A 13,964-nucleotide genomic window follows, 5' to 3' on the forward strand; every position below is an offset into this window, starting at 1 on the left:
AGCCGGCGCATCGCGGGCGTAACAGTTCGTCGTGGTGCGACGCGAAGAGTCATCCCGTGCGACACAGCGCAACCCGAGTGGTTATGGTCGCGAAGTCCCCGACCACTTGAGGAGCACCGTGTCACGCCGCATCATCCTGAACGCCTTCGACATGACGTGCGTGACCCACCAGGCCCCTGGGCTCTGGCGGCACCCCGAGAATCAGGCCGATCGGTACCACGACCTCGACTACTGGGTCGATCTCGCGAAGACGCTCGAACGCGGCAGGTTCGACGCCATCTTCATCGCCGACGTGCTCGGCACCTACGACGTCTACCGTGATTCGGCGGCCACGGCCCTCGGCGATGCGGCGCAGGTCCCCCTCGGCGACCCCGTCGTGCAAATCTCGGCCATGGCCCATGCGACCGAGCATCTCGGATTCGGTGTGACCGTCGCTACGACCTACGAGCAGCCCTATTCGCTCGCCCGCAGGTTCTCGACTCTCGACCACTTCACCCGGGGGAGGGTCGGGTGGAACGTCGTGACCAGCTACCTCGACTCCGCTGCGCGCAACCTCGGACTCGACACGCAGATCGCCCACGACGACCGGTATGAGATCGCCGAGGAGTTCCTCGACGTGACGTACAAGCTGTGGGAGGGCTCGTGGGAGGATGCCGCGGTGCTCCGCGACCGGGAGTCCGGCGTCTTCACCGATGCCGCGCGCGTGCACCCGATCGGCCATGAGGGGCGGCACTACCGGGTTCCCGGCATCCATCTCGCCGAGCCCAGCCTGCAGCGCACTCCGGTGATATTTCAGGCCGGTGCCTCACCGCGAGGGCGACAGTTCGCTGCGAAGCACGGCGAGGCGATCTTCATCAACGGGCTGCGCCCGGAAGTGACGCGTCCTGTCACCGACGACATCCGAGATCGCGCCGAGGCTCTCGGACGCCCGCGTGATTCGGTCAAGATCCTCACGCTGATCACGATCGTGGTCGCGGCGACAGACGAGGCAGCGCAGGCCAAGCTCGAGGACTACCGTCGCTACGTCTCCGTCGAGGGCGCGCTGGCGCTCTATGCCGGGTGGACGGGACTCGACCTGTCGCAGTACGACCCCGATGTGCCGCTGGAGTATGTCGACACGGATGCCGGACGATCAGCGTTGTCGCTTTTCACCAAGGCCGATCCGGAGCGAAAGTGGACACCGCGCGACATCGCGCAATACGTCGGTATCGGCGGCATCGGTCCGGTGATCGTGGGGAGCGCGCAGACCGTGGCGGACGAGCTCGAGCGATGGATCGACGTCGGCGGGGTCGACGGCTTCAACATCGCCTACGTCGTGACACCCGGATCGTTCGAGGACATCGTCGACCTTCTCGTCCCCGAACTCCGCCGCCGCGGGCGCACCTGGGACGACTACCCCGAAGGCACGCTGCGCGGACGGCTCACCGGTGACGGCTCAGCCGTGGTGCCGGAGTGGCACCCGGCGCACGCGTATCGCGGCGCGTACGCCGATGGACCCAGCGCCCTCGACGGGACACTCGGCGGCCCGCTGGTGGATGCCGAGACCGCCACCCCCGAGCAACTCACCGAGAAGGAGGGCGCCCGATGAGCGTCATCGTAGAGACCACGAACCGCAGCCGTTGGACGGGCGCGGCGGATGCCGCGGAACGCGCACACTGGCGCGGCATCGCGGAGCGCGTCGCAGCCGAGCTCGCGAGTGACGCACTGCTGCGCGACCGCGCGAATCAGGACCCGAGGGTGGAACTGGACCTGCTGCGTGACGCGGGCCTGGTGACGCTGCTCGAACCGGCCGAGTTCGGCGGCGGCGGCGCGCATTGGGAGACGGCGTTCCTTGTCATCCGTATCCTGTCCCGTGCCGACGCATCTGTCGCCCAGGTGCTCGCCTACCACTACATCAACTCGGGCAACATCGGCTTCGCTGCCGATCCGAAAGCGCAGGAGCAGTGGCACCGGAAGACCATCGCGGGTCGCTGGGTGTGGGGCGACTCCGTGAACCCCACCGACCCCGACCTCGAGCTGACAGCCGACGGCGACGGCTACCGCCTCAACGGCCTCAAGCGCTTCTCGACCGGCGCTTCCGCCGGGGATGTGGTCCTGGCAGCCGCGCTCGTCCGTGGCGGCGAGCGCGACGGGCAGGTGCTGTTCGTCGTGCTCGACCACGACCGTGACGGCATCCGGTACCTCGGCGACTGGGATGCGCTGGGACAGCGGCTGTCGGCGAGCGGTTCGGTTCGCTTCGAAGACGTCCTCGTCTCGGTGGAAGACGTGCTCGGTGTGCTCGGCGACGAGCCGTTCTCGACGCTCATCACGCCCGGCATCCAGCTCGCCTTCGGCAACCTGTATCTCGGCATCGCGGAAGGGGCTCTCGCTCGAGGGCTCGACATCGTCCGCTCGCGACCGCGCGCCTGGTTCCTCAGTCAGTCGGACACCTACCGCGACGATCCGTTCGTTCAGCGCGTGGTCGGCGAGTTCGCATCACGCATCGCCGCGGTCGAGGCGCTGACCGACCGCGCCGGGCGCCTCTTCGACGAGGTCGTGAACGAAGGCGGCGGCGTCACCGCGGAGCGCAGGGGAGAGGTCGCCATCGAGGTCGCCAAGGTCAAGGTCGTCGCGACCGAGGTCGGGATCGAGGTCGCGAACAGGATCTTCGAGATTACCGGATCGACGTCGGCACGCGCGGACGTGGGCTTGGACCTGTTCTGGAGGAACGTTCGCACCCACTCCCTGCACGATCCGATCGACTACAAGAAGCTCGAGGTCGGCGCGTGGACGCTGAACGGCGAGCTCCAGCCGATCTCCCTGTACACCTGATGGGCGAGCAGAAGCAGCGCCTCGACGCCGTGCGGGAGAGCTTGCGGACAGTGTTCGCCGAGATCGGGGCGAGCACCGTCGAGCGGGAGCGGAACCGCGAACTGCCCTTTGTCGAGGTCGCCGCGCTGCGCGAGGCGGGCTTCGGCCGGCTCCGACTCCCGGCCGAGCACGGCGGATTCGGGCTTGATTGGCCCGCTTTCGCAGAGGTGCTGATCGAGCTCGCCGCGGCCGACTCGAACCTCCCGCAGATCTTCCGCGGTCACATCGCGTATGTCGAGCATCTCCTCGCCGCGGAGGAGAGCGACCGACGCTCTCGCTGGTTGCAGCGCATCGCGGAGGGTGAGCTGATCGGCAATGCGTGGTCGGAGAACGGCGCGGCCGCGGTGGGCACCAACGCCACGCGGGTATCCCGCCGCACCGACGGCAGTTGGCGGGTCGACGGACGCAAGTTCTACACGACGGGCAGCATCTTCGCGGAGTGGATCGATGCGACGGTCGACCTCGAGGGTAGGACCGTGACTGCCCTGATCCGCCGCCATCAGGACGGAGTGGAGATCTCCGACGACTGGGACGGGTTCGGGCAGCCGCTGACGGGAACCGGAACGGCTGTGTTCACGGATGCATCCGTCGACGACGCTGACATCGAACCGTTCACATCGCGGTTTCCCTTCCAGACGGCGGTCTATCAGCTCACGCTGCTCTCGGTGCTGGCGGGCATCGCCGCCGCGATCGAACGCGACACGGTCTCCCAGGTGCGGGCGCGCACCCGCACGTACAGTCACGGCAGCGCCGAGCAGGTGGCCGATGACCCGCAGGTGCTGCAGATCGTCGGAGAGCTGTCCGCGACGAGCGCGACGGCCAAGGCGCTGGTGCTCGACGTCGCCCGCGCCGTGCAGCACGCCGCCGACGTGCTGGGCACGTCGGAGACCGAGGAAGCGGTCGTCGCCGCAGAGCTGGGTTCCGCGCGGGCGCAGATCGTGCTCACCGACCTCGTCCCGCGTGCCGCCTCGCGGTTGTTCGACACGCTCGGGGCATCTGCCGTGCGATCCGGGACGGCACTCGATCGCCACTGGCGCAATGCGCGCACGGTGTCGTCGCACAACCCGTGGATCTTCAAGGCGCGGCAACTCGGTGACCACGCCGTGAACGGTCGGACGCCCGAGTTCGTCTGGTCCGTCGGCGAGGCGGTGCGACCTGTGCCGGAGAGGGCCGCGGCCGAAGGCTAGGCTCGTTTCATGTCGACGACCGAAGAGCCCATATCCGTCAGCCTCGCGTGGGCGAAGATGCTCGGCGGCGTCGGCGCGCTGATCTTCAGCGTGTCCTTCGCGCTGTCCGCCCAGGAATGGTGGCAGTTCGTCACTGCCGGAACGCTGGTGCTGCTCGGCATCGTCCTGCTGTTCAGCGCCTCACGCGACCTGCTTTCGCGCAGGCGTGATCGTCGGGTTGCTCAGGACGACGTCGGCTGAAGCCGTAGCTCGCCTTCGGCGTCGATCTCCCTCTCCCCGACGGGATCGGGGAGAGGGAGCGGTGTCTCGGCCGGCGCTTCGCCACTCGCGATGCGATCGTTGCGTTCATGCATCGGAGCCAGTCCCACCTGCCCGAGGGGGCGCCGTGTCCGGCGATGCGAGGCGCGTCTTCTCCACGACCATGGGCCGAATGTGGCACCGACCGATCTAGGCGTCCGGGATCAGGCGCTTCCCGGTGAGCAGCGTGCTCTCGCGTGTGTAGTCGAGTCCGTCGTAGAACTCGAGCACGGCGTCGTTGCCGGCACGCACCATGAGCATCACCTTCGGGCAGCCCAGTGCGAGCAGCCGCGACTCCGCCTCTTCGACGAGCCTCCGGCCGATGCCCTCGCCACGTCGGGAAGGAGCGGCGGCCAGGTAGTACAGCCAGCCGCGGTGCCCGTCGTATCCCGCCATGACGGAGCCCACGAGCGCATCCCGGTCTTTCGCGATGAGCAGCAGGTCGGGCCAGACCGCGCGTGCGCGGCGGATGTCGGCCAGCGGATCGTTCCAAGGGCGCGTGAGTCCGCACTCCTGCCAAAGTGAGACGACAGAATCTACGTCGGCGTCGGTCAGCGGGCGGATCTCCAGAGTCACCCGGCAAATCTACTTCGAAGCCAGGCTCTCGCGGGTGCGGCGCGATCAGTCCGCTGGCGGGAACCGCTCGATGTTCGCTTCGACCCAGCCGCGCAGCGCACGCAGTGGCTTCTCGGCATCGACACCGAGGTCAGTGAGCGCGTACTCCACGCGCACGGGCACCTCGGCGTAGACCGTACGCACCAGCAAGGCCCGCGCTTCGAGGCGCCGGAGCGTTGCAGTGAGAACCTTCGGGCTGATCCCCATCAGACGCGCCTTGAGCTCGCCGAACCGTTGCGGGCCTTCGCTGAGGGCTCCGATGGCGAGCGCGCTCCACTTGTCGGCGAGCAGATCGAGCACGCCGCGGCAGGGGCATTGCGCGTCGTAGACGTCGTGGGGTGCGTCGATGCGGCAGGCGGTGTCGGTCAGCATCCGTCCATGGTATCTCTTGGATACTTGGGGCGCTTGCGGGTAACTAGGGGTGTTCGGATAGCGTGACGGACATGGCACACGACAACTCCTCCCTCCCAGACCGCATGTCCGCGATCGGCGCCCGCGGCCGACGCCCCGTCACCGACGCCGAGTCTCTCTCAGACATCTCGCTTCCCGTTCCCACGCCGACGGGCAGAGACCTCCTGGTCGAGGTCGAGGGCGTCTCCATCAACCCGGTCGACGTGAAGGTCCGTGCCGGTTCGCCGACCTCGGGGGATCACCGGATCCTCGGCTACGACGCCGTCGGCGTCGTGGTGGAGCTCGGTGACCAGGCGAGCCGCTTCGCCATCGGTGACCGGGTGTACTACGCCGGTCAGATCGATCGCCCCGGCACCAACAGCCGCTACCACCTCGTCAACGAGAACATCGTCGGTCACGCGCCGTCGTCGCTTTCCACGGCCGAGGCTGCCGCGCTGCCGCTGACGGCCATCACGGCCTGGGAAGCGCTGTTCGACAAGCTGCGTCTCGACGACCGCAGCGAAGGAACCCTCCTCGTGATCGGCGCAGCGGGCGGCGTGGGCTCTCTCCTCATCCAGTTCGCGAAGGCGCTCACGAAGCTCACCGTCATCGCGGTCGCCTCGCGGCCGGAGTCGATCGAGTGGGTGCGGCAGATGGGCGCCGACCACATCGTCGGCCGCGACTTCGCAGGCGAGGTCGCGACCCTCGCGCCCGGTGGCGTCGACTACGTCTTCACCTCGTTCACGCCGGGCAACGTGCGGGCGATCGCTGACGTCATCCGTCCGCGCGGCGAGGTCGTCTCGATCGACGAGACCGGTGGCAGCATCGACGCACTGAAGGGCAAGAGCGTCACGTGGCACTGGGAACTCATGTTTACTCGTCCGGTGACCGACCCCGCCGACTCCTACCAGCACGAGCTGCTCGAGCAGGTGGCCGAGCTCGTCGACGAGGGTGTCATCCGCACGACGATGACGACTCACCTGACACCGCTGGATGCGGCGACGCTGCGGCACGCGCACGAGATCGTCGAGGAGTCGCAGACGATCGGCAAGGTCGTCGTCACCGACTGGCCCGAGGAGGCCCATCCACTATCGTGATCTCGATATGACCGCTGCCGCCCGGCATGATGCCATCCTCCGCGAACTCGAGCTGCGCGGCTCGCTGACCAGCGCCGTGCTCGCGAACCGCCTCGGCGTCACGCCGATGACGCTGTGGCGGGACCTGGTGGCGCTCGAGCAGCGCAGCCTGTTGGTGCGGGTGCACGGGGGAGCGATCTCCCTGGCCGTCGCGCAGCAGCAGTCGCGAGACGACGGGGCCGGTGAGCCGTCTCGCCGGCGGCCTGTGGCGACGATCGGGATGATCGTGCCGACGACGCAGTACTACTTCCCCGAGGTGATCCGCGGGGCGAGCCAGGCGGCGTACGAGTCGAACTGCCGCCTGGTCGTCGGCGCGACCAACTACTCGTCGCAGGAGGAGTTCCGCCAGGCGGAGCGGCTCATCGCCAGCGGTGTCGACGCGCTGATGATCACGCCGCACGACGCGATCGCCGAGAGCTCGCCCCTGCAGCGGATGCTGGAGGAGGCGGGCATCCCGGTCGTCATGGTGGAGCGCTCGGTGGAGGATCAGCTCGCGGGACGCCTCGAGTGGGTGCGCACCGACCATGCGCACGGGGCCGAGGTCGCGGTGCGTCACCTCGCGCAGCAGGGGCACCGGGCGATCGCGCTCGCCGCTCGGCCGTCGGCGACGGTCGCGGGACTGGATGCGGGCTTCCGCCGGGCGATGGCCGCGATGGAACCGGCATCCGCTCTCGCGTTGCGACGTGACCTGTCGCATCCGCAGATCGGCGACAACGCCAACATCGCCCAGCTCGAGGACCTCCTCACCGACTGTCTTGATCAGGGGGTGACGGCCGCGATCCTGCTGGGCGATGCGGATGCCATGGCATTCCTCGACCTGGTGCTGGAGCGCGGGCTGCGCGTGCCGGAGGACTTCGCGGTCGTCGCATATGACGACGAGGTCGCCGCCTTCGCAACCGTGCCGTTGACGGCGGTCGCACCGCCGAAGCACGAACTCGGCCATGCGGCGCTGCGGCTGTGCGTCGACCGTTTGAAGCAGCCGACGGGGTCTGCGCATGCGCCCGTGCGGATGGCGCTGCTGCCCGCGCTCGTCGTCAGGGAATCGTCGGTCCGCGCCCTCTGAATGTTAGGTTTTGTGAGAAAAGCCTCGCTGGTGTTGGAGAATCGCGTCGGGTGACGAAAGATCGAACTCGCACGGTCAACGATTCAAAGGAGAACCCGCGATGTCCCTGCGTCGAACTTCCCTCTCCGTGGCTGCTCTGGTCGCCACGTCCGCCCTCGTCGCGGGATGCGCTGCCAGCGGTCCCGCAGCCGAACCCGTCAAGACCGAGACCCCGAAGGGCGAGGTCACCTTCTGGTCGTTCCTCAGCGGTATGGCCGACGTCGCCGCCGCGTTCAACGCGAGCCAGGACGACATCACGGTCAACTTCGAGGAGATCCCCAACGGCGCGAACGGCGGCTACACGAAGCTGTCGGCCGCCATTGAATCCGGCAGTGGCCCCGACATCGTCGGCATCGAGTACGACCGACTCCCGGGCTTCGTCGCGGCGGAGCAGCTTGCGCCGGTCGACGATCTCGTCTCCGACGGCATCCTCGGCGAGTACGACGAGCAGGTGCGCAACCTGGTGTCGTTCGGCGACGCGGCCTATGCCCTCCCGTACGACGCCCCGCCCATGGTCGTCTGGTACCGGCAGGACGTGCTGGAAGCCGCCGGCGTCGAGGTTCCGAAGACCTGGGACGAGTTCGAGGAGGCGGCGCGCGCGGTCAAGGCCGTGAACCCGGACGCCTACCTCACGAGCTTCTTCACCAACGAGCCGCAGCTCGCCCCCATGTCCTGGCAGGCCGGCGCCGAATGGTTCAGTATCGAGGACGACAGCTGGAAGGTCGCCGTCGACGACAAGAAGTCGGAAGAGGTCGCCGACTACTGGCAGCGGCTCATCGACGAAGACCTGGTCAAGGCGCAGCTCGGCTTCAGCGACGAATGGACCGCCGATCTCAACAGCGGCGTCGTCAACGGCTGGGTGGGCGGATCCTGGAGCGCCTCCGCACTCAAGACCCGCACCGAGGCATCCGGTCAGACCGGCAAGTGGATCGCGGCGGCCCCGCCGTCGTGGGACGGGAAGCCGGCCGGTGCCCTGAGCGGTGGGACGAGCTTCGCGATTCCGGAGAACTCCGAGAATGCCGCCGCAGCCGCCGTCTTCCTGGAATGGCTGGTGACGTCGCCCGATGCCATCGAGGCCCGAGGCGCTGTCGGCACCGCGTACCCCGCGTACCCGGGACTCTCAGACGTCGCGGCATCCGTCGCTCCCGTCGACTACTTCGCGAACGACATCTACGAGGTCTTCGATGAAGCCTCGGAGAACCTGGGCCCGTGGGCGTGGGGACCGAAGTACGACCTGACGGCCACCGCCCTCAAGGACTCCGTCACCGCATCGCCCACCCTGAGCGACGCGCTGGCGGCGACCCAGAAGACCACCGTCACCGGGCTCGAGAAGCTCGGTCTCGACATCAAGGAATAGCCGATGCATCGTCGGGCGGGAACGCGCAGCGACACCCGCCCGACGGTTCGGATCGAAGGACATCGACGATGACTACTCCGTCACCCGCGAAGCAGCGCACGGTGAGGAAGACGATCCCGGGAACGGGAGGGCGCACCGCCTCCGTCTTCCTGATCCCCTTCTTCGCCCTCTTCGCGCTCACGATGATCGCTCCGGTGATCTACGCGATCGGGATGAGCCTGTTCGCAGAGAAGCGCAGCGGCCTCGGCTTCGGCGGTGCGACGGTCGAATTCGTCGGCCTCGGGAACTACTTCGAGGTGCTGGCCGACCGCACGTTCACCGACGGGTTCGGTCGCCTCGCCCTCTACTGCGTCCTGTACGTGCCGTCGCTGCTCGTCGTCGCCCTGGTCCTCGCACTGCTGCTCGACTCGGCGGTCGCCTATGCCAAGCGGGCTTTCCAGCTGCTGCTGTTCCTCCCGCACGCCGTCCCCGGCGTGATCGCCGCCCTCATCTGGGCATATCTGTACACGCCCGGCGTGAGCCCGATCGTCAAGGCGCTGGAGTCCGGCGGCATCGGGATCGACTTCCTCTCCGTGCAGCTCGTGCTTCCGTCGATGGTCAACATCGCGGTGTGGGAGTGGGCCGGCTACAACGTGATCATCCTCTTCACCGCGCTGCAGGCCGTCCCGCGCGAGGTGCTCGAAGCCGCGAAGGTCGACGGCGCAGGAGAGATCCGCACCGCGTTCTCGATCAAGACGCCCCTCGTCTGGCCCGCGATCGGCGTGGCCCTGCTGTTCACCGTCATCGGGTCGCTCCAGCTGTTCACCGAGCCGAAGATCCTGTCCTCCGCGACGACCGCGGTCACCAGCACCTGGGTGCCGAACATGTGGGCGTACGACGCGGCGTTCAACCGCAACAACCTGCCGCAGGCCGCGGCAGCCTCGATCATCCTGGCCCTGCTCGCCGGCCTGCTGTCGTTCGTCGTCACCCGATTCACCTCGAAGGAGCCGACGCGATGACCTCCGTGATCGACCGTCCGGTGCCGCACGCACCGGCATCCGCGAAGCAGCGTGCTCCTCGGCGCCGCGGCGGCCGCAGCCACCTGCCGTCGAAGATCGGCGTCAACGGGCTGCTCATCCTCGGCTCGGCCTACATGGTGCTACCGCTGCTCTGGCTCGTGTTCGCGGCGACCAAGTCGGCAGGCGAGCTGTACTCCGGGAATGCCTTCGCTTTCGGCACGGATCTCATCGCCAACATGCAGCGGCTGCTCGCACAGGATGACGGCATCTTCCTGCGGTGGCTGGGCAACAGCATCCTCTACGCCGGTGTCGGTGCCATCGTCGGCGGCTTCGTCTCGCTCATGGCGGGCTACGCGTTCGACAAGTTCGAGTTCCGGGGCAAGCGCGCGCTCTATGCTTTCGTGCTCGTGGGTGTGCTCATCCCGAACACCGCCACGGTGATCCCGCTGTATCTGCTGGCGGCGTCGATGGGGCTGACCAACACGATCTGGGCGGTGCTGATCCCGACGCTGTGCAACCCGTTCAGCGTGTACCTCGCACGGGTCTTCTCCTCCGGCTATCTGCCGGCCGAGACCCTGGAGGCCGCACGCGTCGACGGCGCAGGACCGATCCGCAGCTTCCTCCAAGTGGGGCTGCCGATGCTCGTCCCGGGCTTCGTCACGATCGCGCTCTTCCAGTTCGTCGCCATCTGGAACAACTTCATGCTGCCGTTGATCATGCTGCAGGACCGCAGCCTGTTCCCGTCCAGCGTGGGCATCGCCCTGTGGCAGAGCCAGGTGCAGCAGAACCCGGAGTTCTCCACTCTCGTCATCGCCGGATCGTTCGTCTCGGTGCTGCCGCTCATAATCGCGTTCGTGATGCTGCAGCGGTTCTGGCGGGCCGGACTCTCCGCGGGGAGCGTCAAGTGAGCGGCCGTCGCCCGGTGATCGCCTTCGCGATGTCGGAATCGGTCCGCGCGCGCGTGTTCCCCGAGCCGTTGATGCGCCAATACGAGGCCGTGGGTGACGTCGCCGGCTTCGTGACCGAGTTCGATTCGGCTTCCGCGCGGGCGCTCCTCGCCGACGTCGAGGTGCTGATCACCGGCTGGGGCGCCCCGCGGCTCGACGCGGCGTTGCTCGACGCCGCCCCGCGTCTCGAGGCGGTGCTGCATGCGGCAGGAACCGTCAAGCCCTACCTCGCCCCCGAGGTGATCGAGCGCGGTGTGCGCGTGAGTTCGGCTGCCGCAGCGAATGCGGTGCCGGTGGCGGAGTATGCCGTCGCGATGATCGTGCTCGCCGGCAAGAGGGTGCTGCCGATCGCACGCCGGTATCAGGAGCTGCAAGCCGACTTCGACAGCGAAGCGGCATTCCCCGGGATGGGGAACTACGGGCAGCGGATCGGCATCGTCGGCGCATCGAAGATCGGGCGGATCGTCATCGAGATGCTTCGGGCGTACGCCTTCGAGGTCGTGGTCTACGACCCGTATCTCACGGCGGACGAGGCGACCGCGCTGGGGGTCGTCGCCGTCTCGCTGGACGAGCTGCTCCGCACCAGCGACGTGGTCTCGGTGCACGCTCCCTCGCTGCCGTCCACCCGCGACCTGGTGGATGCGCGGGGGATCGACCTCATGCGTCGGGACGCGACGCTTCTCAACACGGCTCGCGGCGAGATCATCGACCAGGACGCCCTGACGCGCCGAGTCGTCGCCGGCGAGCTGTTCGCGATCCTCGATGTCACCGTGCCGTGGGTCCTCGAACCCGACCACCCGCTCTACACCTCCGACCGCGTGCTGCTCACCCCGCACATCGCCGGTTCCCTGGGGGCGGAGCTCGGCCGACTCTCCGGCGCCATGCTCGACGAGCTGCGCAGGATCGCCCGCGACGAGCCGCTCGCGCACGAGATCGAACCCGACCTCCTCGCCATCACCGCCTGAACCGACCCGACCTGATCCGACCCGCCGCACCTGACCTGACCTGATCCACTCCCCAGTTCGACGACGACCCAAGGAGCATCACCATGTCCGAAACACCGACCTTCTCCCGGCGCACCGTCCTCCTCTCCGGGCCGGCGGCCTGCTCGCCGCAGCCGCCGGCGTCATGTCCGCGCAGCCCGCGCAGGCGGCATCGGCCGTCCGCACCGGCCGCGGATCGACCACGATCACCGAGATCGGCCCCGGCATCCTGCAGTACTCCCTCATGAGCGGCGTGCTGCTCGACGGCATCTCGTACATCGGGTCACGCAACCTCGAGCCCACCGGCATCCTCGCCTTCGATGTCGCCTCCGGGAAGGTCGTTCATTCGACCACGCTCGCGACCGGGCACAGCATCCAGGCGCTCGCCGTGGACCCGGTGCGGAAGATCCTCTACGCCGGCATCCTGCAGAAGGCCGCGAGCAGTGACAACCTCTACCGCTGGGATCTGGCGGACCTCTCCGCGCCCGCCGTGCCGATCGGCAAGATCGGAGACCGCGATGTGCGTGACCTCGCCGTGTCGCCCGACGGCACCGTGTTCGCGGTCGGGGGAGGCGGCAGCAACGCGCCCGCTCTGTGGCAGTACACCCCGTCGACCGGCGCCATCACGAGCCTGGGTGTGCCCGACGCGAAGGCCACACTGGCGCGAGCCGTCGCCGCCACCGACAAGACGGTGTACTTCGGCGCAGGGAGCACGCTCGGCGGAGGTTCGGGAACCAGCAGGGCCGCCCTGTTCGCCTACGACCGGGCCGGGGCGACGTTCACCGACATCACCCCATCCGAGATGGTGGGCGACCCGAGCATCCGTGAGCTCGCGATCGACGGCGATCGCCTCCTGGTGTCGACCGCGGGTTCGACCGAGCCGTCGAAGCTGGCCGCGATCTCGCTCACCGATCATGCGTCGTACGACCTCGCGACGGCGATCGGCAAGACGGCCAAGAGCTTCGCCGTGGTGTCGGGAGATGTCTACTGCGCGAACGAGGCCGGGGTGCAGCGCTGGACCCCCGGATCGGCGACGGTCGAACAGCTGCCTCTGGCGATCGACCTGGGCGAGATCTGGGGTCTCGACGCGCACGAGGGTGGGCTCGTCGCGGTGTCGGGGTACGGCTTCGTCGCGACGATCGGCAGCGCGGGTGATGTCCGCGGCGAATACGACCTGGGCGAGGCCGGCGCCCCGATCAGCGCCCAGACGTGCATGGGCATCGCCGTCGGCGCCGGATTCGCGTACGTGGGCGGCAACGGCGGAATCGCACGGCACGACCTCCGCCGCGGCGGGGTGACCAACCTCCGCGCGCCCGGCGAGGCGAAGGATGCCGAAGTCATCCGCGGCGTGCTCTACACCGGCCAGTACAGCTCGCAGGGGATCTGGTCGTACGACCCGCGATCCGGCAAGCCCATCCGCCGCGTCGCGTCGTTCCCCTCGGCGCAGAACCGTCCACTGGACACGCACTGGGACGACTGCAACAAGCTGCTCCTCGTCGCGGCGCAGGCCGACACCGAGGGCGGCGGATCGGTCTGGACGTACGACCCGCGTCGAGGCTCGAGCACTCACGCGATCAACCCGATCGACGAGGTGCAGCTCGTGCGCGCCGTGGTGTCGGTCGACGGCATCGCCTACCTCGGCGGCGACAACGCGCAGAAGACGGGCCCGCGGGGAACCGTCGTCGCCTGGGATCCGATCGCACGCCGCGAACTCTGGCGGATCGAGACCGGCAAGCCGAACGGCATCGCCGCGCTCGCCGTCCACGGCCGTTACCTCTTCGCCCTCACGATCAAGGGTGCCCTGGTCGTGATCGATCGGCAGCGCAAGACGATCGTGCACACCGGCGACCTGTCGTCGATCGTGCCCGGGTTCGCTGCGCTGAAGGCGGCGCGGGGAGTGATCTACGGCGTCTCCGACACGACGCTGTTCCGCGTCGATCCCCGTACTTTCGAGGTCACCACGGTCGTCGCGGCGATCAACGGCGGCTGGTACAGCGGACCGCACCTCAACGTCGATGAGGACGGAGCGATCTACACGCTGCGTGGCCGCACCCTGGTCAAGGTCGACGACCACCCGCGGCGATCCTGACCGGTCGGTTCCT

The 13,964-nt window shown here is 68.3% G+C and carries 13 protein-coding genes; 11 read left to right on the forward strand and 2 right to left on the reverse strand.

The features are described 5' to 3' along the window. The first annotated feature begins 118 nt into the window (after positions 1-118). The 4 genes from V5D55_RS11165 to V5D55_RS11180 are packed head-to-tail and all read left to right on the forward strand — an operon-like array spanning position 119 to position 4,277. Positions 119-1,588 carry an LLM class flavin-dependent oxidoreductase gene (locus V5D55_RS11165; RefSeq protein ID WP_435742958.1) on the forward strand — a complete coding sequence of 490 codons (1,470 nt, stop codon included), beginning with the start codon at positions 119-121 and terminating at the stop codon, positions 1,586-1,588. Next, positions 1,585-2,811 (forward strand): acyl-CoA dehydrogenase family protein, encoded by a 1,227-nt coding sequence (locus V5D55_RS11170; RefSeq protein ID WP_435742960.1) that lies wholly within the window; start codon positions 1,585-1,587, stop codon positions 2,809-2,811. Before V5D55_RS11165 ends, V5D55_RS11170 begins: the two co-directional genes overlap by 4 nt. Next, the gene (locus V5D55_RS11175) at positions 2,811-4,037 is read left to right on the forward strand and encodes an acyl-CoA dehydrogenase family protein (protein ID WP_435742962.1); all 1,227 of its coding nucleotides are present in this window, start codon (positions 2,811-2,813) and stop codon (positions 4,035-4,037) included. The genes V5D55_RS11170 and V5D55_RS11175 overlap by 1 nt, the downstream gene beginning before the upstream one ends. 9 nt (positions 4,038-4,046) lie before the next feature. Further along, entirely contained in the window at positions 4,047-4,277 is a 231-nt protein-coding gene (locus V5D55_RS11180; protein WP_435742964.1) for a hypothetical protein, read from the forward strand. Between the two features lie 207 nt (positions 4,278-4,484). Here the strand turns inward: V5D55_RS11180 and V5D55_RS11185 are convergent, their stop codons facing one another. Beyond that, complete coding sequence (locus V5D55_RS11185) at positions 4,485-4,910, reverse strand: GNAT family acetyltransferase (protein WP_435742966.1); 426 nt, start codon at positions 4,908-4,910, stop codon at positions 4,485-4,487. Positions 4,911-4,955: 45 nt separating this feature from the next. Next, the gene (locus tag V5D55_RS11190) at positions 4,956-5,321 is read right to left on the reverse strand and encodes a winged helix-turn-helix transcriptional regulator (RefSeq protein WP_435742968.1); all 366 of its coding nucleotides are present in this window, start codon (positions 5,319-5,321) and stop codon (positions 4,956-4,958) included. A 71-nt stretch (positions 5,322-5,392) separates the two neighbouring features. Here V5D55_RS11190 and V5D55_RS11195 point away from each other — a divergent pair, with 71 nt between their 5' ends. The 7 genes from V5D55_RS11195 to V5D55_RS11225 all read left to right on the forward strand — a co-directional run bounded on the left by V5D55_RS11195 (position 5,393) and on the right by V5D55_RS11225 (position 13,951). Continuing rightward, positions 5,393-6,436, forward strand: coding sequence for a zinc-binding alcohol dehydrogenase family protein (locus tag V5D55_RS11195; RefSeq protein WP_435742970.1), 1,044 nt, complete (start codon positions 5,393-5,395; stop codon positions 6,434-6,436). A 7-nt stretch (positions 6,437-6,443) separates the two neighbouring features. Then, on the forward strand, positions 6,444-7,538 hold the full coding sequence (locus V5D55_RS11200; protein WP_435742973.1) for a substrate-binding domain-containing protein: 1,095 nt from the start codon (positions 6,444-6,446) through the stop codon (positions 7,536-7,538). Between the two features lie 100 nt (positions 7,539-7,638). Continuing rightward, positions 7,639-8,934, forward strand: a complete 1,296-nt coding sequence (locus V5D55_RS11205; protein ID WP_435742975.1) for an ABC transporter substrate-binding protein — start codon at positions 7,639-7,641, stop codon at positions 8,932-8,934. 68 nt (positions 8,935-9,002) lie between these two features. Beyond that, a complete protein-coding gene (locus V5D55_RS11210) occupies positions 9,003-9,932 on the forward strand; it encodes a carbohydrate ABC transporter permease (RefSeq protein WP_435742977.1) in 930 nt (309 codons plus the stop codon). After that, positions 9,929-10,840, forward strand: a complete 912-nt coding sequence (locus V5D55_RS11215) for a carbohydrate ABC transporter permease (RefSeq protein WP_435742979.1) — start codon at positions 9,929-9,931, stop codon at positions 10,838-10,840. Before V5D55_RS11210 ends, V5D55_RS11215 begins: the two co-directional genes overlap by 4 nt. Beyond that, positions 10,837-11,844, forward strand: coding sequence for a hydroxyacid dehydrogenase (locus tag V5D55_RS11220; protein ID WP_435742981.1), 1,008 nt, complete (start codon positions 10,837-10,839; stop codon positions 11,842-11,844). Before V5D55_RS11215 ends, V5D55_RS11220 begins: the two co-directional genes overlap by 4 nt. Positions 11,845-12,007: 163 nt before the next feature. After that, positions 12,008-13,951, forward strand: coding sequence for a hypothetical protein (locus V5D55_RS11225; RefSeq protein WP_435742983.1), 1,944 nt, complete (start codon positions 12,008-12,010; stop codon positions 13,949-13,951). Positions 13,952-13,964 lie beyond the last annotated feature (13 nt).

The organism is Microbacterium sp. PMB16, assembly GCF_051294855.1.
Lineage (GTDB): Bacteria > Actinomycetota > Actinomycetes > Actinomycetales > Microbacteriaceae > Microbacterium.

Bases quoted from the DNA above. Each gene is read 5' to 3' on its own strand.
- V5D55_RS11190 (WP_435742968.1), bottom strand. From the start codon at position 5,321: ATGCTGACCGACACCGCCTGCCGCATCGACGCACCCCACGACGTCTAC.
- V5D55_RS11195 (WP_435742970.1), top strand. From the start codon at position 5,393: ATGGCACACGACAACTCCTCCCTCCCAGACCGCATGTCCGCGATCGGC.
- V5D55_RS11200 (WP_435742973.1), top strand. From the start codon at position 6,444: ATGACCGCTGCCGCCCGGCATGATGCCATCCTCCGCGAACTCGAGCTG.
- V5D55_RS11180 (WP_435742964.1), top strand. From the start codon at position 4,047: ATGTCGACGACCGAAGAGCCCATATCCGTCAGCCTCGCGTGGGCGAAG.
- V5D55_RS11175 (WP_435742962.1), top strand. From the start codon at position 2,811: ATGGGCGAGCAGAAGCAGCGCCTCGACGCCGTGCGGGAGAGCTTGCGG.
- V5D55_RS11210 (WP_435742977.1), top strand. From the start codon at position 9,003: ATGACTACTCCGTCACCCGCGAAGCAGCGCACGGTGAGGAAGACGATC.
- V5D55_RS11225 (WP_435742983.1), top strand. From the start codon at position 12,008: ATGTCCGCGCAGCCCGCGCAGGCGGCATCGGCCGTCCGCACCGGCCGC.
- V5D55_RS11215 (WP_435742979.1), top strand. From the start codon at position 9,929: ATGACCTCCGTGATCGACCGTCCGGTGCCGCACGCACCGGCATCCGCG.
- V5D55_RS11205 (WP_435742975.1), top strand. From the start codon at position 7,639: ATGTCCCTGCGTCGAACTTCCCTCTCCGTGGCTGCTCTGGTCGCCACG.
- V5D55_RS11170 (WP_435742960.1), top strand. From the start codon at position 1,585: ATGAGCGTCATCGTAGAGACCACGAACCGCAGCCGTTGGACGGGCGCG.